The following is a 25206-nucleotide window of genomic DNA, read 5'->3' on the forward strand; positions in this document are numbered from 1 at the left end:
AGACCAAGCGGGCCCGGTCCCGTGACAAAGCAAACACACACAGGTCGCGATTTATTCGATGAGTGTTGAGATGAGCACCGAGCAAGCCGTGCGCGGCGCGATCCAGACCCATTCAAAACGGGTCTGGAGGTTTGGATTGGCGCTGTCGGGGGCGTCGGATGTTGCGGACGATCTGCTGCAGGCAACAGCCTTGCGGGCGTTAGAAAAGCACCATCAGGTAACTTCATATGATCGGTTGGACAGCTGGCTGATGACGATCTGCCGCTCGATCTGGTTGAACGAGATACGGGCACGGTCTGTGCGCAAGGCGCAAGCATTGTCGGTTACACCTGAGGCGGAATTGGTTGCACACGGACCCGACTCAGAAACGAATATTTTCGCCGCTCAGGTGTTTACTCAAGTGATGCAACTGCCAGAGGCGCAGCGCGAAACGGTGGTGCTTGTATTTGTAGAAGGGTACAGTTACCGCGAAGCTGCGGCCATGCTGGATGTTCCCATCGGCACGATCATGAGCCGGTTGTCCAACGCCCGGCAGAAACTGAAAACCGTAATGCAGCACGAAGCGGGCGACGCGGTGCAACGGAGTGGCAAATGAAGTTTTCCGACGAAACACTTCTGGCCTATCTGGAAGGCAGCCTTGATGGGGCCGAAGTCCACGCCATCGAAGTGGCCGTGGCAGAGGATACGGGTCTTGAAGCCCGCTTGATGGCGTTGGATCCGTTTGCCCCTGTTGTACAGCAGGTTTTTGATGACGTCCCGGCTGAGGTTCCTGAAATTGATCTGCCTGCGCCCACTCCGCAGCAATACAAATCAGGACCTCTTCGATTGCTGGCGGTTGCGGCTTCGGTTGCCGTTATCGCAGTATCCGCAACCTTCTGGGTGACGCGTCCGAAGGCTTTGGGCTGGGCAGAGCAAGCCGCAATTTATCAATCACTCTATTCAGCCGAAACGATTGCTGATCTGGATAACTCTCCGCAAAAACTGGACGCGCAATTTGCTCAGGCTGAGGCTCAGCTCGGCCGACCCTTAAATCGGGAGGTGCTGGAAAATCTTCCCGGCCTCGACCTGAAACGCACACAGGTTTTATCATTCAAAGGTAAGCCATTGGTTCAGGTTGTCTTTGCTGATGCACAAGGAAATCCATTTGCGTTCTGCGTGATCCGGCAAGGTCCAAATGCCCCATCGAAGGCAGTTAATCTTGCAGTGCTGAGCGGCCTATCAACCGCGACATGGGCAAAAGATGGGTATGGTTATATGCTGTTGGGTGGCGATCGCGAGACAGATCTGAGTGGAGAGCTGCATGCTCTGACCGCAGCCTTTGCGGGTTGATTATCGGGATTTCGGGAAACCCCTTGTGAACTTCGGCAAATGCTCGAAGAATGCCAGATATGAAGCCGATCCCTCAAGAACCGGACCCAGACGATGATGAGGCCCTGGACGCAGGGCCGCGCAGCATCTATGACACCGATCCACCGGATGAAGAGGATCTATGGTTTCTCCCTCTAGCGGATGAAGAAGATCCTGAAGAATTTCTTCCGTCTGTCCCAAGGCCTGATCAAAGCCTCCTTTTTGATCCAAGGGATTGGCGCACGGCTCAATCTGAACTGTCCGCTGAACTTGCTGATCTGGCCGTGACTTTCGGAGCGCTGGATGAACGTTTGCGCGCAGGGCCGAAAGGATGGGGTCACCGTCTGGCCTTAATGGAAGTGTCGGATTTGGGCTGGTGGACCGGAGACCGGATCAGCGTCGATCGTCTTGCGCTATGGACCGGATTGCGGATCGGTGCGACGAGTGATGACGTTCAGGCGTTGTACCGGGCAGGCTGGGCGGTGCGGCGACTATCCTCGGGTGCTGGGCCATCAGAGGGCGGATGGGACGCTGGGCTGACCGCTTTTCTGGATCGTCAGGCCCAGGGCATCGAGGACGCCCCAGAGACCGTGATAGATCTGGCCGAAGTGATGCGGAATGTGGCTGCGTTGCACCCGGTGACTCAGGCTGCAATCGGGTTCCACGCGTGGCGCGCGCTCTCTCCGGGCATTGGACAGGATACCGAAGCTGCCGTTATTGCAGCCCGCCATGCGGCATCGATGGGGCGAGGAGGCGCATTGTTCATGCCGCTTTCCTTGTCGGGACCGGGTGCGTTGCGCGGTGCAGGCTCATTGGATGAAAAGCTATCCGCCTGGATAGGTGGGGCAGGTCAGGCCTCGCTTGCAGCTCTGCTGCATCTGGACCGGATCAGCGCTTGGGAAGAACGTGCCCGTGAGGCTGTATCAGATCTGAGTGGGCGAACTCCACCAGTGTTGATCGATGCGCTGACAGCTTGGCCGATGGTATCGGCACCATTGGCCGAAGAGCTGACCCAAGCCTCGCGCGCGGCCATACAGCGAAATCTGGACAAATTCAGCGACAGAGGATTGATCCGCGAGGTGACAGGGCAGGGCCGTTATCGAGTCTGGACCGCGGCATTATAACCGATCTTTCGAATTCCCCGTTTGCTTGCATTTGGCCGAGTCTTGCTGTTTCTGGAAGAACAAACAGGCGAAGTAGAACCATCGGGGCGCAATCATGAGCAAATCAGCACTGATAACCGGTATTACGGGTCAGGATGGCTCTTACCTGGCTGAGCTGTTGCTTGCCAAAGGCTATGACGTTCACGGTATCAAACGACGCGCATCGTCTTTCAATACGCAGCGGATTGATCATATCTATCAGGATCCGCATGAACCAGATCCCAGACTGCATCTGCATTATGGTGATCTAAGCGACACCTCGAACCTGACCCGGATCATTCAGGAAGTGCAGCCCGACGAGGTCTATAACCTTGGTGCGCAATCCCATGTCGCGGTGAGTTTTGAATCGCCTGAATACACGGCGGATGTGGATGGGTTGGGTACGCTACGCCTGCTCGAAGCGATCCGGTTTCTGGGACTGGAGGGCAAGACCCGGTTTTATCAGGCCTCTACCTCAGAGCTCTTTGGTTTGGTGCAGGAAACACCGCAACGCGAGACAACGCCTTTTCACCCGCGCTCACCCTATGGGGTCGCCAAGCTGTATTCCTATTGGATAACAGTAAATTATCGAGAGGCTTACGGGATGTACGCCTGCAACGGTATTTTGTTCAATCACGAAAGCCCCCGGCGTGGTGAGACCTTTGTGACTCGTAAGATCACTCGTGGCCTTGCAAACATCGCGCAAGGTTTGGATGACTGTTTGCATATGGGTAATATCGATAGTTTGCGCGATTGGGGGCACGCGCGGGACTATGTGAAGATGCAGTGGCTGATGCTGCAACAGGAGACGCCCGAGGACTTTGTAATCGCCACCGGCAAGCAGTATTCCGTGCGCCAGTTCATCGAATGGTCTGCCAGCGAGCTAGGATTGGTGCTGGAGTTTTCAGGGGAGGGTGTCGAGGAATTTGCGATTGTTCGCGAAGTAGTGGGTGATAAGGCGCCTGCCCTGAAAGCTGGCGATATCGTGATGCGGATCAACCCGCGTTACTTCCGACCGGCCGAGGTTGATACGCTGTTGGGAGACCCGTCCAAGGCCAAGCAAAAACTAGGTTGGGAACCCGAGACCTCTGTGCAAGATCTATGCGTCGAAATGGTTGCCGAAGATTTGGAAATCGCACGGCGCAATGCCCTGCTCAAAGAACACGGGATGGCTGCGCCAGTCACACGGGAAAACGGCTGAAATGGGCAGTTCGCGCAGAATATATGTAGCGGGTCATCGCGGCATGGTCGGAAGCGCGATTCTGCGAAGGCTGCAGCAGCGCCAACAGGCAGGTGAAAAACTCGAGCTAATCACGCGGACGCGGAGCGAATTGGATCTGACCGATCAGGTTCAGGTTCAGAATTTCATGCGCTCAGAACGTCCGGACATCGTGATTTTGGCCGCCGCCCGTGTTGGCGGTATCTATGCGAACAACACATATCCGGCGGATTTCATCTACGAGAACCTGATGATCGAATGCAATGTGATCCATCAGGCGTTTTCGGCAGGTATAAAACAGCTGCTGCAACTTGGAAGTTCCTGCATTTATCCGCGCTCAACACACCAGCCTATGCGCGAAGACGCGCTTTTGACCGGGCCGCTGGAGCCGACAAATGAACCTTACGCCATCGCCAAGATTGCCGGGATCAAGCTTTGTGAAAGCTATAACAGGCAGCACGGCGTAGACTACCGGTCCGTCATGCCGACGAACCTTTATGGCCCCGGAGACAACTTTCACCCTGAAAACAGTCACGTGCTCCCGGCACTGATCCGACGTTTTCACGAGGCACAGCGTGATGGGCTAGATGAAGTTGTCATATGGGGAACCGGAAATCCGCGACGCGAGTTCTTGCATGTTGATGATATGGCCGAGGCGTCGGTGTTTGTTTTGGACCTGCCGCGCGAAATATATGAGGCAAATACTGATCCAATGTTAAGCCACATTAATGTGGGTACGGGCAGCGATACATCGATCGCAGACCTCGCAACGATCATTGCGGGTGTCGTCGGTTTCACTGGCCGGATCACGTATGATCCAGACAAACCGGATGGCACGATGCAAAAACTGATGGATGTATCGCGCCTCGCAGGTATGGGCTGGAGTGCTGGCATCAGTCTTAGCGATGGAATTCGCCAGACCTATGCGTGGTTTCTAGATCAATCAGAAACCGATCTGCGCGAAAGGTGACCGCCCGCGCAATGGCCTGGACGGTCTGAGCTGTCAGAACCAGCGGCCGATGGCGATCATTGATGGTTCAATATTTGTGGCATCCGAAATTGCCGCCAGCACCTGGAATGTCGCTTGTGTTTCCGATGGCGTGTCAAATCCTATAAACCGACCGAGCCCGCCACCATTCCCGCTAAGGGCTGGTTTGCTGCCAGCGGCAAAAGCGATGGGAAAATCCCAGTTGGCGGAACCGCTGGTAAACAAGGCACCGGTTGCGGTCGTACACCCGACAGCATCAAGAGTTGTTGTACAAATTTGGCTGCCGTCAGCAAATCGCGTGTAGTCTCCATTTGTATTACTGCCATGCTCGATCACAGCCCCGGAAGGTACACCACTGTTTTGTGATACTGTGCCCAGTACGTTACCCGGTCCGTACCCATAATCCGCCCGCATCAGGCGACCAGGCGTGGTGTCGTTGGCGCTGCTCTGTATGGCCGCTCCACCCGCGATACCAGATGAGGCGTCAAACCGTAGTGCTTCAACCCAACTCCCGCCATCTGGCGAGACTTTGATCGAGAACTCCGTGTTGCCAGAAAGGCCCATCTCGGCGTGACCGGTCCAGTTGGATTGAAACAAAAGCGAGGCCGTGTCGCCGTCGCTGGCTTTGTTGACCTTCAACTGATGACCACCACCTTCATGGGTTAGCAACGTCGCAGGGCTACACACCGCCAGCCGGTTGGTGCTGTCGGATCCGGTTGCGACGCCAATTCCTGGCAGATTCTGCAAATCGACAGGCGGGTCGATCCAGGCGGATCCGTTCCAGATTTTCAACTGCTCCGAGCTTTGGTCCCAGGCCCGCCAGCCCAAATCCGGCGCAATGAAATGCCATCCGTTGTCCAGCCACGCCGCCAATTGGCCGTCGTGACCAGCCCATGCCCCCGTGGGCGCCGTGCCAAGCGCGTGCGTCTCCCCCTGATCGGGCGCAGCGGGCGGTATTGTCGCGTCGATGGAGACTACGCTCAGTTGGACCACAAGATCGAGTGTACGCAGCGCCTCGTTATGGGTCACGTGTTTCTGGGCCTGAGACGGTTGAATAAAGGGCAGGTTCAAACGGGGTGAGTTCTGTGGCACGGGCGTCCTCCTGAGATGTCGCTTTGACAATGATCGCGCGCCACCCTGCCGCAATATTAGTGAAACCCACCTGACGAACCCGAACGTTGGGTTTTTGATTTGTTAGGATTTGAGAAATGTCGAAAAGCCATCTGCATTGCAGATGGCGGGATTTAATCAGAGATGAACGGCTACTAGCGCCTACTGACCTAAGTCAATTACGCGCATAAACATCTTCATAGCGAATAATGTCGTCTTCACCCAGATAGGTCCCGGTTTGTACTTCGATCAGGACCATCGGGACTTTGCCGGGGTTCACCATCCGGTGAACCGCACCCAAAGGCACATAGACCGACTGGTTTTCTGACACCAGCTGAACATCGTCATTTATCGTCACTTCGGCGGTGCCCTCCACGACGATCCAGTGCTCGGACCGATGATGGTGAGATTGCAGACTCAGCGAAGCACCGGGATGGACATGGATACGCTTGACCTGGAACCGGTCTCCGATAACGAGGCTTTCGAACCACCCCCAGGGTCGGTGATCGACCGGCAGCGATTCCGCCTGCTTGGCACCCTTTGCTTTCAAGGCTGTGACGGCCTGTTTGACATCCTGCGCGCGGTCCATGCTGGCCACCAGAACCGCATCGGGCATCGCGACTGTAATCACGTTTTCCAGCCCCATCGCCACGACCTCCTGTGCAGGAGATTCTGAGCGCACCAGCACATTGTGGCAATCAATGGCAGTGACTTCACCGGCGGTAGCGACCCCATTTGCATCAGGGTTGCTGAGCTCCTGCACCGCCGACCAACTGCCTACATCTGACCACCCGGCTGCATAAGGAACAACGCTGAGGTTGCTGGCCTTTTCCATAACCGCATAGTCGATCGATATGTCCTGAACTGAGTTCCAAGCGATGGATTCAAGCCGCAGAAAGCCCAGGTCAGACTGCGCCTGATCAACAGCGTTCTGAACCGGAGCTACAAGATCCGGCGCATGTTGGTCATAGGCCGCAAGGATCTCGCGGACCGCAAACAGAAAGATGCCGGAATTCCAAAGGTAACTACCTTCGGACACCATCGTTTCGGCGCTCTTCAGGTCGGGCTTTTCAACAAATCGATCGAGAGGAATCGACGCACCCGACGCGTCGGGAATTTGCCGAAGTTTGAGATAACCATATCCAGTCTCTGGCCGGTCAGGCGTGATTCCGAATGTAACAAGGTCTCCGCGCTCATCAATCGTACGGATACCTTCCGCAACTGCCTCGTGAAAGGCCTGAGCATCCGGAATGACGTGATCGGACGCCGCCACCAGCATCAATGCATCGGGATCGCTGGACGAAAGGTGCAGAGCTGCCGCCAGGACAGCCGGAGCGGTGTTGCGCCCTTCAGGTTCAATAAGGATCGGGCCTGGGTCAATTCCAACGGCCATCAACTGCTCAGGTACAACGAAACGAAATGCTTCATTGGTTAACAGCAACGGCTTTGCGTAAGGCGCTTCGACGGGTCCTTTAAGACGCTTTGCACATTGCTGCAAAAGGCTGGTTTCACCAATCAGCGGCACGAATTGTTTTGGGTAGCTTTTGCGCGACAGGGGCCATAACCGTGTTCCGGAGCCACCACATAAAATTACCGGATAGACGGTCCTCATGCTGCCCTCGCTCTCTGCGTTCTTGGGGTCGAGCTATTGCAATGAATGCCAACTGGTTGAAGCATCTTACCTATTGCGCGGCCTGGTCCGACGAAACGATATCATGCAGATACTGACTTAAATCTTGACGCAGATCCTCGCGGGCCAGCGCAAACGATACCGTGGCCTGAAGGAAACCGGCCTTTGAGCCACAATCAAATCGTTGGCCTTCGAATTTGTAACCAAATACAGGAACGCCATTTCCGATATCCTCGGCGATCGCGTCAGTCAGCTGGATTTCGCCTCCGCTGCCTTTCTTCTTCTGGTTCAAATTGTACAGTACCGAGGGGCCCAAAATATAACGACCAATGACGGCGAGATTTGATGGTGCCTCCTCAGGTTTTGGCTTTTCTACCATACCTTTGACTCGGACAACCGTACCGACGTTTTGGCCTGTATCCAAAATACCGTAAGAGCTTGTCTTTTCGTTTGGAACTTCCATCGCAGCAACCATATTGCCGCCGGTTTCCTCATAGGCCTCAACCATTTGCTGCAAGCAGGGTTTGTCTGCAGCAATAACATCATCGGGCAGCATTACCGCAAAAGGCTCATCTCCGATCAGTCGCCGTGCACACCAAACTGCATGTCCAAGCCCCAGCGCCTTGTGCTGGCGAATATAGGCGATCGCGCCGCTTTCCATATTGGTCGCGTTCAATGTCTCAAGCAAATCGTCTTTGCCCTTGGATTTCAAGTCCTGCTCCAACACAAGGTTGTGGTCAAAGTAATCCTCAAGCGCTGACTTCCCGCGTGACGTCACGAAGATAAACTCGGTGATCCCGGCTGCCCGCGCTTCGTCAATTGCATATTGAACCAGCGGTCTATCGACCAAAGTCATGATCTCTTTTGGCACCGATTTGGTCGCCGGTAAAAAGCGCGTCCCCATACCCGCGACGGGGAAAATAGCCTTTGTGACTTTGCGTGCCATGTTACCTCATGATTTCCATAGTCTGCCCGTGCGCTTTGTAGGCGCTGGGGTCCTCACATATAACTTAAATTCGTATCAATCAATCTCACCCGACAGTAGTGCAGCGGGCACGATGGAATCTGCCATTATCCTGCACACAGAGTCAAAACGAAACATACCCAAACGTGGTTCTAGCCAAGGTACACAAAGCACTTGGTGCGCTGAAACATAGAATTCGCGCCCCTGAAACCTTCAAGCTTCGGGGCGCGAATAGTCAGGAGTTAGCCATAATCGCATCAAGCGGATCATGTTCGGCAACGAAATGGTCAGGAGCAATTTCGCTAAGCCGCGGAACATAGTCCGTCTCGCCCGAGGATAACTTGCTGGGCAAGAAACGCAATGTGGCCTTGGGATCCATCGGGGACGGTAATTCACCCGGTAATTTAAGCCTTTGACGGTTACGCTCAACATCCGGATCGGGAATCGGAACCGCCGATATCAGGGATTTGGTGTAGGGGTGTATTGGTTCAGAACATATCACTTCACCATCGCCCAATTCGACAATGCGACCCAAGTACAAAACCATAATTCGGTTAGACACTGCGCGTACAACTGACAGGTCATGACTAATGAAAATCATCGACAAACCGAATTCTTGTTGCAATTCTCGCAACAATTCCACGATCTGGGCCTGAATGGACACGTCCAGTGCCGAAACGGCTTCATCGCAAATGATCAACTTTGGCTTGTTGATCATTGCCCGAGCGATTCCGACGCGCTGATTTTGCCCACCTGACAGTTCATGTGGATAACGGTTGATCATATTGGTTGGCAGGCCAACACGTTCCATCATCTCGGCGACCAGGTCCTTGCGCTCGCGTTCCGTCAGGTCTGGGCGATAGGTTTTTAATGGTTCCGCGATTGAGGCCGAGATTGTCATCCGTGGATCAAGGCTGGCGAGTGGATCCTGGAATACAATCTGCAGATCCTTGCGGTATTTGTTCAACTCGGACCGTTTCAACCCGACGATCGGATGGCCCAGCCAGCTGACGTTGCCCGCACTGGGTTCGATCAATTGCAGAACCGCCCGCGCCAGCGTGGACTTGCCGCAACCTGATTCACCCACAACACCCAGCGTTTCGCCCTTGCGAATATCAAAGCTGACACCATCCACGGCCTTGAGAGGCACCTTGTGGCCGAATAATCCGCCCGGAACATGGATTGGGAAATGAACCTTGACGTCGTCAACGCGCAGCAGCGGCTCTTCGGTCTTGCCCAAGGCTTTGGGCGCGTCACCGGCGTCGATGCGAGGCATCGCCTCAAGCAGGGTGCGAGTGTACTCGTGTTGCGGTGCGCGAAAGACTTCACGGGTTTCCCCGGCCTCGACAAATTGACCAAGGCGCATGACCTGTATGCGGTCGCACATCCGCGCGACGACGCCCATGTCATGGGTGATCAAAGCAATGGCTGTGCCTTCGTCTTTTTGCAGTCGCACCATCAGGTCCAGAATGTCGGCCTGTACGGTGACGTCCAGCGCCGTTGTGGGTTCATCCGCGATCAGCAATTTCGGGCTGCACAGCATCGACATGGCAATCATGACTCGCTGACGCATCCCGCCCGACAGCTCGTGCGGGTACTGATCCAATCGCCGTTTCGCCTCGGGGATGCGGACGCGGTCCAGCCATTCAAGGCATCGCGCTTTGGCAGCCGAACCCTGCAAACCCTCATGAACCTGCAACACTTCGCGCATCTGTTGACCGACCCGCAAATGCGGGGTCAGGGCGGTGAGCGGGTCCTGAAAGATCATACCGACATCATCGCCGCGGATGCGGTTCAGCTTGTTCACTGGCAAGTTCAGTATTTCCTGACCGTTCAGCATGGCAGACCCCGTTGCGCGGCCAGCCGTAGGCAATAGCCCCATCGCTGCCATGAAGGTCTGGCTTTTGCCCGACCCGCTTTCGCCGACGATGCCCAGACACTCGCCTGGATTGATGTCGAAACTGATGCCCTTGACGGCTTCGACGATGCCATCCGGGGTGTCGAACTGCACGCTCAGGTCTTTGATGGAAAATAGACTCATATCAGCGATCCTTCGGGTCCAGCGCGTCACGCAAACCATCACCGATGAAAAACATGGTGATGATGATGGCGACGTAGAATGTCAGGGGATAAAGAAGCTGCCACAAAGTGCCATAGCCCATAGTCCCGGCACCTTCGGCAATAAGGCGGCCCAAAGAGGTGTAGGGTTCAGAGATCCCGAGACCTAAAAACGAAATGAAACTTTCAGTCAGGATCATTTCGGGGACCAACAGCGAGGCGTACACGATCACAACGCCCAACAGGTTGGGCAGAATGTGGCGATACATGATGGTAAACTCACTGACACCGGCGGCACGAGCGGCTTCGATGAATTCGCGGTTCTTCAGCGTCAGGGTTTGCCCCCGAACGATCCGCGCCATGGTCAACCAACCGACTGCACCCAACGCGATGAACAGCATGAAAAAGGACCGCCCCGCCACGACCAGCAGAAGGATGATGATCAGAGTTGCCGGGATCGCCAGAAGTATGTCGACAAAGCGCATCATGGCGCTGTCGGTACGCCCTCCGATATAACCAGCGGCAATGCCATAGCAAGTGCCAACGATCAACGCAGTTGCAGCCCCAATCAGACCAACCAGTAGCGATGTGGTGGTCGCCTGAATGACACGGCTGTAAAGGTCGCGCCCCAGATCATCGACACCGAAATAGTGACCAGTCTCGATCGAGGGCATTCCCATGCCGCGTACGTCACCCATTACGTTCCAGTCGATCTCTTCGTTGGACCAGGCTGCAAAATATGGTCCGATAATCGTGAACAGCACGATCAGACCCAAAACAAAAACACTGGCCATTGCGGCCTTGTTGCGGACAAAACGCATACGTGCGTCCTGCCAGAGCGAGCGCCCCTGAATGACCGTGTAATCTGTGATTTCTTCGGCCAGATGGGCGGCTTTTTGAGATTTTCCTAGCATGAGCCTGCCCCTCAGTAACGAATTTTCGGATCAAACCAGGCATAAGCCAGGTCGGTCAGAAGGTTCACGACAACGGTCAATGCGCCATAGAGAATGGTAACCCCCAGGAGCACCGCATAGTCACGAGACAGTGCAGAGCCAACGTAGGCCTGACCCAGACCACCGGTCGAGAAATAGATATCGACAAAGACTGAACCCGTAAGCACGTAGACGAACACCGGCCCGAGATATGAGACAACCGGCAACAACGTAGGTTTCAACGCATGACGCCAAATTACGGTTCTGGTCGGCAAGCCCTTGGCGCGCGCAGTACGGATGAAGTTCGAGTTCAGAACCTCGAGCATCGACGAACGCGTGATCCGTGCAATCGAACCCATATAGGATGTTGCCAGCGCAATCACCGGCATGACCAGATATTGCCATTGGCCTCCGTTCCAGCCGCCTCCCGGCAACCAGCCCAGCCACAGGGTGAAGGTAAGGATCAGGATCGGCCCCATGATGAAGTTTGGCAGAGCTTGCGCTGCGATACCAAGACCAACAGCAAAATAATCAATCCAGCTATTGTGTTTGATCGCGGCGGCGATCCCAAGGCTTACACCAACGGCTGTTGCGACAAGAAATGAAAGCGAGCCATAGGTCAGAGAAATCGGAAACCCTTGAGCGATAATGTCGTTGACGTCCCTGTCCTTGAACTTGAAGGACGGGCCGAAATCAAAATGCACGACGATGTTGTACAGGTAGTCCCAGAGCTGTTTCCACAACGGTTGGTCCAACCCATAGCGCGCCTCAATATTGGCCAGAACCTGCGGCGGCAGCGGCCGTTCTGAGGTAAATGGCCCACCGGGTGCTACGTGCATCAGGAAAAAACAGGCGACGATCAGCAACAAGATCGTCGGAATGGCGATCAGCAGTCGCCGCAGACTGTAGGCAAGCATTTCATGCCCCCATGTTTATTGGCCCTGCCCCGGAAACCTCCGGGACAGGGCGTGGTTCTATGACAATTATTCGGCGACCTTGTACAGGTTCTTCGAATACCAGTTCTGCTCGACGTTGTTGACGGGCCAGTTCCCTACATCGCTGTCCATCATGTAAACGCCTGCATAGTGATAGATCGGGATTACAGGAGTTTCCTGTGCAATAATCCGCTCTACTTCGGTATAAAGCGGTGCCGGATCGTCCGAAGTTTTGGCTTCGGCCAGCAGCTCATCAACGCGTGCGTTGTTGTACTTACCGTCGTTGTAACCGGAATCCGATTGCAGCAGATCAAGGAAGGTCGAGGCTTCGTTATAGTCGCCACACCATGCGCCGCGAGCCAGTTCGAAGTTCTGGTTACCGCGCTCTTCCAGGAATACTTTCCACTCCATGTTTGCCAGTTCGGCATTGACGCCCAGCTTCTGCTTCCACATCTGGCTGAGTGCCACGGCCACTTTCTTGTGCGCCTCTGAGGTGTTGTAAACCATCTCGAAGCTCAGCGGATTATCCGGACCATAGCCCGCTCCCGCTAGCAACTCTTTTGCAAGCTCATCGCGCTCAGCCTGGCTCATCGAAGCCATCTCCACGTCCGGAACCGTAAAGTTGGCAGTGGCGGCGGGTGCGAACGTGTAAGCCTGGGGCTGACCACCGGCCATCACTTTTTCAGTGATGATCGCGCGATCCACGGCCAGCGACAGGGCCTGACGGACGTTGGGGTCCTTGAACGCTTCGGGACCGCTGTCAGAGACATTGAAGGTATAGTAATAGTTGCACAAACGAGGGAAGCTGATGGCTTCATCCGGATGCTCCTGCTGCAGGCGCGGGAACTGACCAGCAGGAACTTCGGTGCGATCCAACTCGCCCGCAAGGTAGCGGGTCAGGGCGACATTCTCGTCATTGATGACCAATGCCACAACTTTTTCGATGATGGTGTTGTCATTGTCCCAGTACATCTCGTTGCGCTCACGCACCGAACGTTCCTGTGGCAGATGCTCGGTCAGGACATAGGCGCCGTTCGATACGATGTTTTCCGGCTTGGTCCATGCATCACCAAATTCTTCGATCACTTTCTGCGGCGCAGGGAAGGTTGTCGAATGCGTGGTCATCTGAGGGAAATAGGGGAGGGGCGTGCTCAGTGTGACTTCTAGAGTGTGGTCGTCAATGGCTTTGACACCCAGATCATCCACTGATTTTTCACCCGCAATGATCTCAGCCGCGTTTTCAATCGACATCAGTTCCATGAACCACGCGTAGGGCGATGACAGCTCAGGATCGACAGCACGTTTCCATGCAAAAACGAAGTCACCTGCGGTAACCGAATCTCCGTTTGACCATTTCGCGTTATCGCGGAGGGTAAACGTATACACATCCTTGGTGTCATTGACCGAGTATTCGGTGGCAACGCCGGGGACCAGATTACCATCTTCGTCCTGGTTCATGAGACCTTCGAACAAGTCGCGCACGATTTCGGCGCCCGACACATCTTCAACCACTTGCGGGTCGACCGAGCTGTGCTCATCCAGAATGCGATAGATAAACGTCTGATCATCCGCCAGCGCTTCGCCGGTTTCGGGGTGGGTTCCTGCGGCGATTGCTGCGCCAGTTATGATGGTCGAGGACAACAGCCCCGCCAATGAAGTACGGACAATTTTGTGCATGTGATTACTCCCATTATTATGTGGCGTTGGGCTATCCTGCTATTGCAGCGGATACCCATCTACCTGTGTGTCTCCGACAATTGCCGTGCGTTCACCTTGATCTAGATCGCGGCAGAGTCCAAATTTCAGACCATTTCCATTGGGCAGTGTCGGAAAGCCGATTGCGAAAGTTCTCTTTCACTGCTGCAAAATCTGCTGGTTTTTGGAGAAAGGTAAAGGGTTTTAAGTCGAATTGCAGGCTCAAAGATCGATTGAAACCGTAACGTAAGGGAGCATCGAAAGATTATTCTGAAACGCTTTGCTTTGGTGACATATTCGTGAAGTCATACAAATTGCAAAGGGCGAATGGGTTTTCGTCAACACGCGCAAATGGCGAATCAGGGCAAATTTCAGGGCTTCAGCGCTGCCTTCAAACGGTCATTTGGAAAACATGTCGGCGCACGGCCTGATGCGGCTTGCCAGCGACCGATCGAACGCCGGGTTTTATATCCAGGCAGACCATCGATGCCGCCTACATCATGACCCTGTTCAACAAGCACTTGCTGCATTGTTGCGATATCCGACCGATAGAGGTTGCCGACGTCACCCCAGCGCCCGCGAAAATCGCCAACACCGTATTGAATGCGATCGCCGACATGGCCCACAAACAAAGCATAGAGGTCACTGGTATTATAGTCTTTGAGGACATAGAAATTGGGCGTGACGATGAAAGCCGGACCGCTGCGACCTGCGGGCATCATCAGATAACCTTCGGCAGCCAGTTCGTGCGCTGGAAAAGGTTTGCCAGCAACACGGCTGACTCCCATTGCTGCCCAATCCCGGATAAGACGCCCTTGATCAGGTCCTTCTAACGCGCATGAAACGGTTTTTGGCAGATTAACCTCAAATCCCCAATCGCGATCCGCAATCCATCCGTGCTCTTCAAGATAGGCTCCAATCGACGCAATAGTATCTGCGGCTGAGCCCCAGATATCCGCCCTGCCATCGCCATCGCCATCGCGCGCATAGGTCAGAAAATTTGTAGGCATGAATTGTGGCTGACCCAATGCTCCTGCCCAACTGCTCTTTAGTTCTCTTCCTTGCGCATGACCCGCTTCGACAATTTGCAGCGCGGCGATCAGTTCTGCAGTGAAATAGTCAGCCCGCGTGCTCATGAACCCTTTCGTACCAAGAACCTGAAATGCATCGTGGCGGATTGGTACCTGACCATATCCACTCTCGCGCCCCCAAATGGCCAGAATGATGCGTGCAGGTACACCGGTTTCAGCTTCAACGCGTGCCAGGGTTTCTGCGTGACGCCTGGCCATTTTACGGCCGACCGACGTGGCGCCCTGTACGGATCCGGCATTAAAATACCGACCCGGCGAGCCAAACTCGGCTTGACGCTGCACCTTTGGTGTTTTTTGAGGGCTGCCCGGTGGCACCAGATCCGGCAGATCCCAATTTAGTTTCACCCCATCAAAAGCTTGACGAAAAGTTTGCTTGGAAACACCCTTTGCCTTTGCTTGTGGCCAGACGGTTTGTTGCAGCCAGCTCTGAAACTGACGTTCAACCAAAACACGATCCTGCGCCAACAAAGGAGCTGCCAGAACAACCAGGAAGAGAACAGTGAAAACGAAACGCATGGAACCGATCTTGCGCGCCCGTGACGTGGTGTCAACAATCGCCTTTAGGAGCAAAATCGCAAAAGCCCTTGAGAAAATCCGTGACTCTGCCAATAGTTGCCGGGAACCCCCGCCGCAAGAGGATCATCAGGCGTGACCTTTTCCCGGATGTCTTCAATCGCAGTGCCCGCTCTGGTGACGCTAGTTGCGCTGTTGCTGACAGTGCAGGCCGCTGGGGCAAGTGATAGCTTCATGGACCCACAGGGGCCAATCGCCGAAATCCAAAAAAAGCACCTTCTGCGAGCGACCGCTCTGATCCTGATTGCGGTGATCCCGGTTTTGGTCTTGGTGCCGCTGGTCGCTTATAGGTATCGCCGACGTAAAGGTGGAAACGCATATTACAAACCGCACTGGGATTTCTCGGCAAAGCTTGAGGTATTGATGTGGGGTGTACCGGTGCTGATTGTGGTGATCCTGTCATTCTACCTTTGGAAAACCACATACCGTCTTGATCCCTATGCAGCCCCGTTCGGGGAGGAGCCTGCCTTGCGGGTGCAGGTGGTTGGCCTCGATTGGAAATGGCTGTTCATCTACCCCGATCTTGGAATCGCCACAGTCGGAGAGTTTGGCATCCCGATCAAAAAGCAGGTCGCGATTACGCTGACGACCGACACAGTGATGCAATCGTTTATGATCCCTGCATTGGCTGGGCAAATCTACGCCATGCCTGGCATGACAACGCAACTGCATGTGGTGGCCGACACGCCCAATACGATGCAGGGTGAGAACACGCAGTATAATGGTCGCGGGTTCACCAAGCAGAAGTTTCTAACGCAGGCTATGCAACCCGTGGAATTCGAGGCCTGGGTAGCCAGCGTCCGGGCGCATGGTATTCCGTTGGCAAAAGACACGTATCAGACACTGGCCATGCGCACGGATCGGGACGAAGTTCAGGCGGCATTAGGAACCGAACTCATGCCGCTGAACGCGCTTTATTTTACACTGGAAGAAGGTGATTTGTTCCGCTCAATCCTGCATCGTTACCACAGCGGTGAGCCTCTTACCCTTGGCCGGCAACCCGGCACCACTGCGTTCGGGTCGGAGGCAAAACAATGACTTCAGTCGAGACTGGCATTTTGGGTCGCCTGAGTTGGGATGCGTTGCCGATCACCGGGCTCATCCGGACGCCCGATGCCAATGAAATCATCGCCAACGCTGCGGCTGGTATAGTGATAGTGGGCGCTTTGACGGTGCTGTTCCTGCTAACGTGGTTTCGTCTTTGGAGCCCTCTCTGGCGGGATTGGTTGACCAGCGCTGATCACAAGAAAATCGGCATCATGTATATCGTCTTTGCCATCGTCATGCTGGCACGGGGCGTGTTGGAAGGTGTTGTGATGCGGGCTCAACAGGCGGCAGGGCCGGGAGACGGATTTCTGGAGCCCGAACATTTCGCCGAGCTATTCAGTACCCACGGCACCATAATGATCTTCTTCGTTGCCGTCCCCTTTGTCTTTGGAGTGGCAAACTATCTGGTTCCGTTGATGATCGGCGCGCGGGACGTTGCATTTCCGGTTATGAACCAAATCAGCCTTGGCCTGACGGTGTCGTCCGGCATGATGTTGATGGTTTCGCTGGTAGTTGGCGAGTTTTCGACCGGAGGTTGGACCGCATATCCGCCTTACACAGGCGCCGCGTTCAATCCCGGCGTCGGGCCGGATTATTGGATTTGGGCCATTGTTGTCTCGGGCGTAGGCACCACTCTCACTGGTATCAATTTTGCCGTTACAATTTACAAGCTGCGTGCACCTGGGATGAAATTCATGCGGCTGCCGATGTATTGCTGGACGATCATCTGTAGCTCAATCCTGATCGTCTTTGCCATGCCGCCCCTTGGCGTGGCTGCGCTGTTGCTGGCCGCTGATCGTTATCTAGATTTCCATTTCTTCACCAATGATCTTGGTGGAAACATGATGAACTATGCCAACCTGTTTTGGCTGTTCGGTCACCCAGAGGTCTATCTGCTGGTCCTGCCTGCTTATGGCATCTATTCCGAAGTCTTTGCCACTTTTTCGGCCAAGCGTCTCTATGGCTATAACTCGCTGGTCATTGCCACGATGTCGATTGCAGTATTGTCTTTCACAGTATGGCTGCATCATTTCTTCACCATGGGCCAAAGCGCGCTGATCAACGCGGTATTCGGCATTGCGACGATGCTGATCGCGATCCCAACCGGTGTGAAAGTCTATGACTGGATGGCCACGCTCTATCGCGGGCGGATACGGTTTTCCGTTCCGATGCTCTATGGTCTAGCCTTTTTGATGCTGTTCGTGATTGGTGGCCTTAGCGGGGTAATCCTGGCCAATCCGACGATTGACTATCAGGTCCACAACACGTTGTTCCTTGTGGCGCATTTCCACAACGTCCTTCTGCCCGGAGTACTGTTTGCGCTGCTCGCGGGCTATAATTACTGGTTCCCGAAAGCCTTCGGTTTTCGCCTCAACGAATTCTGGGGACGCGTCTCGGTCGTTTGCTGGACCGTGGGTTTCTTGCTGACTTTTATGCCGCTTTACTTTGTTGGTTTGATGGGAATGCCGCGCCGGTCCTACAGTTGGGAGGACCCGAGCTTTCACCCCTACATGATCATTGCCGTAGTTGGTGCATTGGTCATCACCTGCGGGTTGTTCTCGATCCTCATTCAACTTTGGGTCAGTATCCGCAATCGTGAAAAAACCCGTGCTCCGATAGGTGATCCGTGGGACGGGCGTACACTGGAATGGTCGATTCCGTCTCCGCCACCGCCCTACAACTTTGCCATCATCCCGGAGGTCACCGACCGCGACAACTTTGCCGCCGCCAAAGAGCGCGCTGCAGCTTATCCCAAACCTGAAGCCTATGAAGATATCGAGATGCCGCGCAATACCGGCATCGGGTTCATCCTCTGCGTGCTCAGCGGTGTCTGGATGTTCGCGCTGGTTTGGTGGATTTGGTGGCTGGCGCTCCTGATGACGATTGCTATCATCCTGGCGATTATCATCTGGAGCTTTGATACAAGCACCGAAATCATCATTCCTGCCGAGGAGGTCCGCAAAGACCATGAAGCTTGGCTAGACCTTGTCCATAGCACTGCAGCAGTGGATCGCGATTATGAAATCGCCCCAGAAAATCGCGGTCTCGCACGCCCGGATATGGAGGCCGTGACATGAGGCGCGCACCCACGCAAAGCTATCCGGGCATCAACCTTGGCGAAGGCCATGCAAGCGCCCACAAAGCCACTGAAGTTGTCACTTTTGGCTTCTGGGTCTTTCTTATGAGCGATCTGGTCTATTTCGGCCTGATGTTCGCGATCTACATCACAATGATTGATGCACAGGCCGGTGGGCCCGGACCGCATGAATTGTTTGATCTGAAAAGCATCTTTGCTCAAACCCTGATATTGTTGACCAGCAGTCTGACCGTAGGGCTGGCGATGCTGGCGTTGAAATACAACTTGCCGCGGGCTCGGATCGTTGTGTGGTTTGGGGTAACACTGGTGCTGGGGCTTAGCTTTTTGGTTCTGGAGATCCGCGATTTTCTGAACATGGCAGCCCAGGGCGGTATCCCTCAGCGCAGCGGATTTTTGTCGGCTTTCTATGGCCTTGTGCCACTGCACGGTCTGCATGTCGCGTCGGGGTGTCTGTGGCTGATCGTCTTGGGCATTCAACTAAGAATGTTCGGACTAACTGACTTGCTGATGTCCCGTATGGTGCGACTGGCATTGTTCTGGCACTTCCTTGATCTGATCTGGGTCGGCATCATCACAATTGTGTATTTCGGAGGGTTGACCTATGGATAGACGCGCTGACCTGCACAAGCGAGAGCGTCGCCGATATATTATCGGATATGGTGGGTCTCTTCTGCTGACGCTGGCGGTCTTCTTAATCGCTCACCGATACGGGATTGAAACCAAAGGGGTCTATCTTAGCATCGGCCTACTGGGCTTGGCACAGTTGGTCGTACAGTTGGTGTACTTTCTTCATATCGACAGGCGGCGCAGCAGCCGAGAGGATCTGGACCTGATCCTATTCTCAACGATGGTCCTATTGATTATCATCGGCGGGACGGTCTGGATTCTAGGCAATTTGGCCATTCGGATGCACCTGCAGATGATGTGATCCGCCAAGCCCTGACCCGCTTGTAGCCGCATCAGGAATGGTTCTTCGCACCACCATCATTCGTTCCATAACCGGTGACTCGATTGGTCAGGCCATCAGGACCAATCCTAACCAAAGCGCGATCCAGCACAGAACCAGACTGAGAATTATGTTACCAGCTGCGAACGCGATGGTTCTTTCACGGTTCAACTGCAGTGACTGATAAGCAAAGCTGGAAAACGTTGTGAAGCCACCGCAAAAGCCGAATACCAATCGGTTCTGTTGCTCGCTCATTTCGATTTCCCCGCCGAGATAACCAACCCACAGACCAAGCAACAGGCTGCCTGCCACATTCACTATCAGTGTAGCGTAAGGCAGATCGTGGGTCACCTGAAGCGTCAACCAGTGGCGCAGTACGGCACCTGCTCCTCCTCCCAGCGCAAACATGACGTGCAGATGCAGGTCGTTCATTCTGGATGCCTCCAAGGCAGGTACTTTCGACCCAACGCTTCACCCAAAGCCGCTGCGGTTAAGCCAATTGCGATTTCTGCCCCGAAGGCGGTAATGACGTACCAACCGGTGGTTTCGGCCAAACGCTCCAACTCGGCTACAAATGAAGAAAAAGTAGAAAGGCCGCCACAAAACCCAACAGCACCCAAGTGCAGCACATGTGCGTGAACTTTGTGGCGGATAGAATAAAGCCAGCCAAGGATTAAGCAGGCCACAATGTTAATACCGAATGTCTCTGTCAGGAATGGAGCACCGGGTATCGGCACCGTGAACAGTTCGCGCAGCAGCGAACCCGCAGCGCCACCAACAAAGACGGCTGCGTACATCTGGGCACTACGCCTGAGGGCAGGTGCAGTTTGTGACACCTAGATTGATCCCGCTCTTACCTGTGTCTTATCCCGCATATAGATTGCGAATGGACCGATCAACTGCACTTGCTAACTCAACCGTTACTAACGACAGATTAGCAAGGTCTTGCAAATTCAGTTGAATCTGGTTCACGTTTGAAAACATCTGCCGGGCTTCGAGCCCACGATCCAGCCGAGGATACACAGCTCTTTAAGCCACCCAGGGAGGTCAGGGATGATTGTTCGCAGACTATATTATGTGCTCAGCTTTGTGGTCCTGCCACTTACCCTATTGTCGGGGTATTTCTGGTCCCCTGCGAATTGGCTGTTGGTCATTCTGATCCCGTACGCGATTGTAGGAATGTACGATATGCTGACGACCAAGCATAACGTATTGAACAACTATCCCGTTCTCGGCCACTTCCGCTATATGCTGGAATTTGTCAGCCCCGAAATCCGGCAGTATTTTGTGGAAACCAACGAAAGTGGTCGACCTTTCAATCGGATTATCCGCAGTCTGGTCTATTCCCGCGCCAAAGGGCAGGTGGATACGCAGGCATTCGGGACCCAGTACGACATATTGAGTGTCGGTTATCATCGTTCAAACCATTCACTTTCGCCAAAACATGTCGATGAAAGTGAGGAGCGGATTATGCTTGGCGGGCCTCAGTGCGACAAACCCTATAACGCTTCGCGCCTGAATGTTTCAGCGATGAGCTTTGGTGCACTCAGCGCAAATGCGATCCGGGCACTGAACGGTGGTGCTAAGGATGGCGGGTTTGCACATAATACCGGCGAAGGAGGGCTATCCCCGCACCATCTGGCCGAAGGTGGTGACATCATCTGGCAAATCGGAACAGGGTATTTTGGATGTCGCACCGCCGATGGGGGGTTCGACAAGGACAAATTCGCCGAAAAAGCCAAATTGGATGTGGTGAAGGCAATCGAGATTAAGCTCTCACAAGGGGCAAAACCGTCTCATGGAGGGGTATTGCCGGCCGCAAAGGTGGACGAGGAAATCGCGGAAATCCGAGGCGTTCCTGTGCATCAGGATGTAATTTCACCCCCTATACACTCGGCGTTCGATGGGCCGACAGGGTTGATGCAATTTGTTCAGCATCTGCGGGAAATGTCTGGCGGTAAGCCGATTGGCTTCAAACTGTGCATCGGCCAACCTTCGGAATTCATGGCGATCTGTAAAGCCATGTTGGAAACCGGCATACTGCCCGATTTTATCACCGTTGATGGTGCCGAAGGAGGGACCGGCGCGGCGCCGGTTGAATTTACCAACCGTCTGGGGATGCCCCTGAACGAAGGGTTGATCTTTGTAAACAATTGCCTGCGTGGGATTGGAGTGCGCGACAAAGTGCGCGTGATTTGCTCGGGCAAGGTTGCGACGGGTTTCGACATGGTCGAGAAAATGGCCTTGGGTGCTGATATGTGCAACGCGGCGCGGGCGATGATGTTTGCCGTTGGGTGCATTCAAGCACTGCACTGCAATACCAATCGGTGCCCTTCGGGCGTGGCGACGCAGGATCCGATCCGGGGCCGAGCGGTAAACGTGCCGCAGAAACGTCAGCGTGTGCACCGGTTCCATGACGCGACATTGGAAAGCTTCCGCGAGATCTTGGGTGCTATGGGCAAAGCCAAGGTTTCTGAATTGCGACCCAGCGATATCCTCCGTCGCATGGCAGATGAGGGAGAACGATCTTACGCTGAGCTTTACAGCTTCCTGGAAGAAGACGCTTTGCTGGGCAAAACCGTGCCGCAGGAATATGCTGCGGACTGGCAGGCAGCTTCGGCCAACCAGTTCTGACAACCCTAGCTTGGGCTTGAACGTGGGTTGTTCTGCACGTGAGTATTAATTTTGCGGATACTCCATTCGACCGCATCCCGCATGGTCCGGCCCAAGGCCACATCAAACGCTTCGACTAGATCAGGGGTCTGATCAGTTGTGGCCATTACGTTTTCTGTGAACGAGCTGGAGGCGATAATCTTGTCCTCGTACTCATCGATGATCTTGATGTTGATGCGCACTTCCACGCGCACCGTTTTTGAGTCTTCCGTTTCGCTGACGACTATGCCCTGAAACTCGCGCAAATCGGGTGCAATCACATAATCAGCCCGCAAACCAACCGTCGATCGCCCCACGGCCGCAACCTTGCCGGAGTTTTCATAGCTTTCGACCATCAGCGCCTGAACGATCAATGGCGCGCGATCCACCCAACGGGCCCGAGGTAGGTATTGAACTTGCAGCAAAGTTGGCTGAACGGCGATCTGATCGGTGTTTACCGCTGCCGTCGCTGTGGGTTCCTCAACAACGATCTGTTTCTGTATGCGCGGCAGCGAAGACGAGAACGTGCTCTTTGGGGTTAGCAAATAAAGATCGTTGGGCTTTGAGGCTTGCCGCAGCGTTCCCAGGCCAGTGCAACCCGTCATTGCGGCCAGTATCAGAGACAGTGTTAAGGGCCGTATCATTGACGAAACTCCGATGCTTGGGTGCCTAACAAAAAGCGGGCGGGGTCGCGTTCGACCTTGTCGACCAGTCGATCGAGACTAATCACCAGACGCTGCGATTCCTCGATGAAGCGGATAAACTGAGGCAAGCCAACACGCAAGAAATCCGAGACCTGACGGCGGTTATCCTGAACGACGCCATCGATCGTACCCAACAGATCTGACGCCGATTTAGAAGCGCTCAGGACGTCGTCTGATATTTCGTCGATTTTTTCGGTTATGTTCGAAACGGTTTCCGCGACTTGATTGGCGGCCTTACTTACATCGGCTGCGACCGGAGAGATATCCTCGTCCATCACGCGATTGGCCGAGTCGAATGCTCGCTCGGCCGAGTCTAGCGCCCCTTTGGCCGAGTTCATCGTGGATGTAACCGATTCAAGGGTCGTGTTTGCGTTCAGAACAGTTTCACTTATCACGCCAAGTGTCAGGCTGCCCTCATCTGACAGTTGGGTCAGCCTTTCGGCAAGGATTGAACCCCGCTCGATAAAGGGTCGAATCTCCTCCTGAATTACGTTTTCAGCGCTGGCAATGGCGGTGTTTGCAGTCTCGAGAGTTGTTTTGGCAGTTTCTGACGTCTCTTTGATGCTCTTGAGCGTATCGGTTCCTGTACTCAACGTTGTTTCGGCCGTGTTCGCCAACGTATCCAATCTCTTTGTGAATTCGCCAACATCTTTAGCGGCACCGCCCAGATCCGACGAAAGCGACTGGAAATCCGTCAGTGTTTTATCCAGTTTGCCCGACGCTTCTGCCAGATTGTTCAGGATATCAGACACCGCCTTGCGATTGTTCTCATCTACAACGGAATTAAGGTTCTCCAGCAGGGTGACCGCCTTTTCCAGAACCTCTGGTGCGCCTTCGAGTAAGGACTGGATCGAGCTGCGCTTGCTTGTGATGACGCTGTTCTGGGGCAATTTCTGTGCGGTTGGTGATCCACCGGACAACTCAACATATGCCACGCCGGTGACGCCCAGAGACTGCAATTGCGCGATAGTTTCCTTGGTGACGGGGATGCCAGCATCAATCTCAAGCCGAACCCTTACTTTCGAGGGGTCATCTTTGTCCAGATCCAGGGAAATCACCTGTCCCACAGGCAAGCCGTTATAGTTCACACCACCGGCGGCAGACAGGCCCGAGACATTGTCGAACAACACATCATAGTAAGCGTATTGACGGGTTACTTCGAATTTGGCGAGCCATAGGAAGAACCCGAAGGCACCAAGAATGCCCGCCAAGGTGAACGCACCAATCAGGATATAATTCGCTCGGGTCTCCATTGCCTCTACCTGTCCTGCCCCTTCTGTTGTGCCGCACGGGCGCGGGGGCCTGTGAAATATTCCTGAACCCAAGGATGGTCGACCTTGGTCATCTCTTCTATCGGACCTTCAACCAGCACACGCTTTTCCGCAAGTACAGCGATGCGGTCACAAATGGCGTATAAACTGTCCAGATCATGCGTTACCATGAAAACAGTCAGACCAAGCGCGTGCTGAAGTTCACCAATCAAATCATCATAAGCGGCAGCCCCGATCGGGTCCAACCCAGCAGTTGGTTCGTCCAGAAACACGATTTCGGGATCCAACGACAGGGCGCGGGCCAACGCGGCGCGTTTGCGCATACCCCCGGACAGTTCCGAGGGGAACTTGCTGCAACTTAGCTGAGGTAGTCCGACCAGACTGATCTTAAGTCCCCCAAGCGCGGCCATCAGTTTTTCACTTATGCCGGTATGTTCACGCAGAGGCGCCATCACGTTTTGCAGCACGGTCAGCGAGGAAAACAGCGCTCCGTCCTGAAAGGCGACACCCCAGCTTTTTTCGATGCGCTGACGCTCTTCTTCGGGGCCGTTCAGGACATCAACACCCAGAACTTCGATGCTGCCCGACTTAGGCTTGTTCAACCCAACGATCGTGCGCAATAGCACCGACTTACCGGTGCCCGAGCCGCCGACCACACCCAGAACTTCACCACGCCAGACATCCAGATCAAGATTGTCATGGACCACTTGTTCTCCAAATTGATTGGTCAGATGGCGCACACGAATAACGGCTTCGCGTTTCGTATCGGATTGGGTTTTGTTTTGCAGCGCGGCCCCATCCATC

The 25206-nt window shown here is 54.4% G+C and carries 23 protein-coding genes; 10 read left to right on the forward strand and 13 right to left on the reverse strand.

The genetic code is table 11. From position 1 onward, the window contains the following. Window positions 1–70: 70 nt before the first annotated feature. The 5 genes from ACR0DU_RS09585 to fcl all read left to right on the forward strand — a co-directional run bounded on the left by ACR0DU_RS09585 (window position 71) and on the right by fcl (window position 4678). Complete coding sequence (locus ACR0DU_RS09585; RefSeq protein WP_480874003.1) at window positions 71–595, forward strand: RNA polymerase sigma factor; 525 nt, start codon at window positions 71–73, stop codon at window positions 593–595. Further along, a complete protein-coding gene (locus ACR0DU_RS09590; RefSeq protein ID WP_480715778.1) occupies window positions 592–1329 on the forward strand; it encodes a hypothetical protein in 738 nt (245 codons plus the stop codon). Before ACR0DU_RS09585 ends, ACR0DU_RS09590 begins: the two co-directional genes overlap by 4 nt. A 59-nt stretch (window positions 1330–1388) precedes the next feature. After that, complete coding sequence (locus ACR0DU_RS09595; RefSeq protein WP_480874006.1) at window positions 1389–2471, forward strand: helix-turn-helix domain-containing protein; 1083 nt, start codon at window positions 1389–1391, stop codon at window positions 2469–2471. 94 nt (window positions 2472–2565) lie between these two features. Next, on the forward strand, window positions 2566–3690 hold the full coding sequence (gmd, locus tag ACR0DU_RS09600; protein WP_480874009.1) for a GDP-mannose 4,6-dehydratase: 1125 nt from the start codon (window positions 2566–2568) through the stop codon (window positions 3688–3690). A gap of 1 nt (window position 3691) precedes the next feature. After that, entirely contained in the window at window positions 3692–4678 is a 987-nt protein-coding gene (gene fcl, locus ACR0DU_RS09605) for a GDP-L-fucose synthase (RefSeq protein ID WP_480455398.1), read from the forward strand. A 33-nt stretch (window positions 4679–4711) separates the two neighbouring features. Here fcl and ACR0DU_RS09610 read toward each other — a convergent pair whose 3' ends face one another. The 8 genes from ACR0DU_RS09610 to ACR0DU_RS09645 form a co-directional block, all read right to left on the reverse strand. After that, complete coding sequence (locus tag ACR0DU_RS09610) at window positions 4712–5788, reverse strand: DUF2793 domain-containing protein (RefSeq protein ID WP_480874012.1); 1077 nt, start codon at window positions 5786–5788, stop codon at window positions 4712–4714. A gap of 193 nt (window positions 5789–5981) precedes the next feature. Continuing rightward, the gene (locus ACR0DU_RS09615; RefSeq protein ID WP_480874015.1) at window positions 5982–7418 is read right to left on the reverse strand and encodes a mannose-1-phosphate guanylyltransferase/mannose-6-phosphate isomerase; all 1437 of its coding nucleotides are present in this window, start codon (window positions 7416–7418) and stop codon (window positions 5982–5984) included. A 70-nt stretch (window positions 7419–7488) separates the two neighbouring features. Continuing rightward, on the reverse strand, window positions 7489–8382 hold the full coding sequence (gene galU / locus ACR0DU_RS09620; RefSeq protein ID WP_480874017.1) for a UTP--glucose-1-phosphate uridylyltransferase GalU: 894 nt from the start codon (window positions 8380–8382) through the stop codon (window positions 7489–7491). Window positions 8383–8635: 253 nt separating this feature from the next. Beyond that, window positions 8636–10441, reverse strand: a complete 1806-nt coding sequence (locus tag ACR0DU_RS09625; RefSeq protein ID WP_480874019.1) for an ABC transporter ATP-binding protein — start codon at window positions 10439–10441, stop codon at window positions 8636–8638. A 1-nt stretch (window position 10442) separates the two neighbouring features. Further along, a complete protein-coding gene (locus ACR0DU_RS09630; RefSeq protein WP_170475103.1) occupies window positions 10443–11372 on the reverse strand; it encodes an ABC transporter permease subunit in 930 nt (309 codons plus the stop codon). An 11-nt stretch (window positions 11373–11383) separates the two neighbouring features. Next, entirely contained in the window at window positions 11384–12307 is a 924-nt protein-coding gene (oppB, locus tag ACR0DU_RS09635; protein WP_010441494.1) for an oligopeptide ABC transporter permease OppB, read from the reverse strand. A 66-nt stretch (window positions 12308–12373) separates the two neighbouring features. Further along, entirely contained in the window at window positions 12374–14002 is a 1629-nt protein-coding gene (locus ACR0DU_RS09640) for a peptide ABC transporter substrate-binding protein (RefSeq protein WP_480874023.1), read from the reverse strand. Window positions 14003–14391: 389 nt separating this feature from the next. Continuing rightward, window positions 14392–15627: a lytic murein transglycosylase gene (locus tag ACR0DU_RS09645; protein WP_480874025.1), complete on the reverse strand. Its 1236-nt coding sequence runs from the start codon at window positions 15625–15627 to the stop codon at window positions 14392–14394. 132 nt (window positions 15628–15759) lie between these two features. Between ACR0DU_RS09645 and ACR0DU_RS09650 the strand changes: the two genes are divergently transcribed. From ACR0DU_RS09650 to ACR0DU_RS09665, 4 genes are read left to right on the forward strand one after another with little or no spacing between them, the layout of a single operon-like run. Continuing rightward, window positions 15760–16722 carry a cytochrome ubiquinol oxidase subunit II family protein gene (locus ACR0DU_RS09650; RefSeq protein ID WP_480874028.1) on the forward strand — a complete coding sequence of 321 codons (963 nt, stop codon included), beginning with the start codon at window positions 15760–15762 and terminating at the stop codon, window positions 16720–16722. Then, a complete protein-coding gene (locus ACR0DU_RS09655; protein ID WP_480874031.1) occupies window positions 16719–18809 on the forward strand; it encodes a cbb3-type cytochrome c oxidase subunit I in 2091 nt (696 codons plus the stop codon). The genes ACR0DU_RS09650 and ACR0DU_RS09655 overlap by 4 nt, the downstream gene beginning before the upstream one ends. After that, complete coding sequence (locus ACR0DU_RS09660) at window positions 18806–19438, forward strand: cytochrome c oxidase subunit 3 (RefSeq protein WP_480874034.1); 633 nt, start codon at window positions 18806–18808, stop codon at window positions 19436–19438. Before ACR0DU_RS09655 ends, ACR0DU_RS09660 begins: the two co-directional genes overlap by 4 nt. Further along, entirely contained in the window at window positions 19431–19757 is a 327-nt protein-coding gene (locus tag ACR0DU_RS09665) for a cytochrome o ubiquinol oxidase subunit IV (RefSeq protein ID WP_480874037.1), read from the forward strand. Before ACR0DU_RS09660 ends, ACR0DU_RS09665 begins: the two co-directional genes overlap by 8 nt. Window positions 19758–19844: 87 nt before the next feature. On the opposite strand, the gene crcB is transcribed toward ACR0DU_RS09665, so the two are convergent. After that, window positions 19845–20207, reverse strand: coding sequence for a fluoride efflux transporter CrcB (gene crcB / locus ACR0DU_RS09670; protein ID WP_010441479.1), 363 nt, complete (start codon window positions 20205–20207; stop codon window positions 19845–19847). Continuing rightward, the gene (locus ACR0DU_RS09675; protein ID WP_170780437.1) at window positions 20204–20572 is read right to left on the reverse strand and encodes a FluC/FEX family fluoride channel; all 369 of its coding nucleotides are present in this window, start codon (window positions 20570–20572) and stop codon (window positions 20204–20206) included. The genes crcB and ACR0DU_RS09675 overlap by 4 nt, the downstream gene beginning before the upstream one ends. A 256-nt stretch (window positions 20573–20828) precedes the next feature. Between ACR0DU_RS09675 and ACR0DU_RS09680 the strand changes: the two genes are divergently transcribed. After that, window positions 20829–22409 (forward strand): FMN-binding glutamate synthase family protein, encoded by a 1581-nt coding sequence (locus tag ACR0DU_RS09680; RefSeq protein WP_480874040.1) that lies wholly within the window; start codon window positions 20829–20831, stop codon window positions 22407–22409. A gap of 5 nt (window positions 22410–22414) precedes the next feature. Here the strand turns inward: ACR0DU_RS09680 and ACR0DU_RS09685 are convergent, their stop codons facing one another. From ACR0DU_RS09685 to ACR0DU_RS09695, 3 genes are read right to left on the reverse strand one after another with little or no spacing between them, the layout of a single operon-like run. Further along, entirely contained in the window at window positions 22415–23071 is a 657-nt protein-coding gene (locus ACR0DU_RS09685) for an ABC-type transport auxiliary lipoprotein family protein (RefSeq protein WP_480874042.1), read from the reverse strand. After that, a complete protein-coding gene (locus tag ACR0DU_RS09690; RefSeq protein WP_480874045.1) occupies window positions 23068–24384 on the reverse strand; it encodes an MlaD family protein in 1317 nt (438 codons plus the stop codon). Before ACR0DU_RS09690 ends, ACR0DU_RS09685 begins: the two co-directional genes overlap by 4 nt. A 5-nt stretch (window positions 24385–24389) precedes the next feature. Then, complete coding sequence (locus ACR0DU_RS09695; RefSeq protein ID WP_480874048.1) at window positions 24390–25205, reverse strand: ABC transporter ATP-binding protein; 816 nt, start codon at window positions 25203–25205, stop codon at window positions 24390–24392. Window position 25206 lies beyond the last annotated feature (1 nt).

The sequence above is a fragment of the Ruegeria sp. G2 genome, from assembly GCF_056533505.1.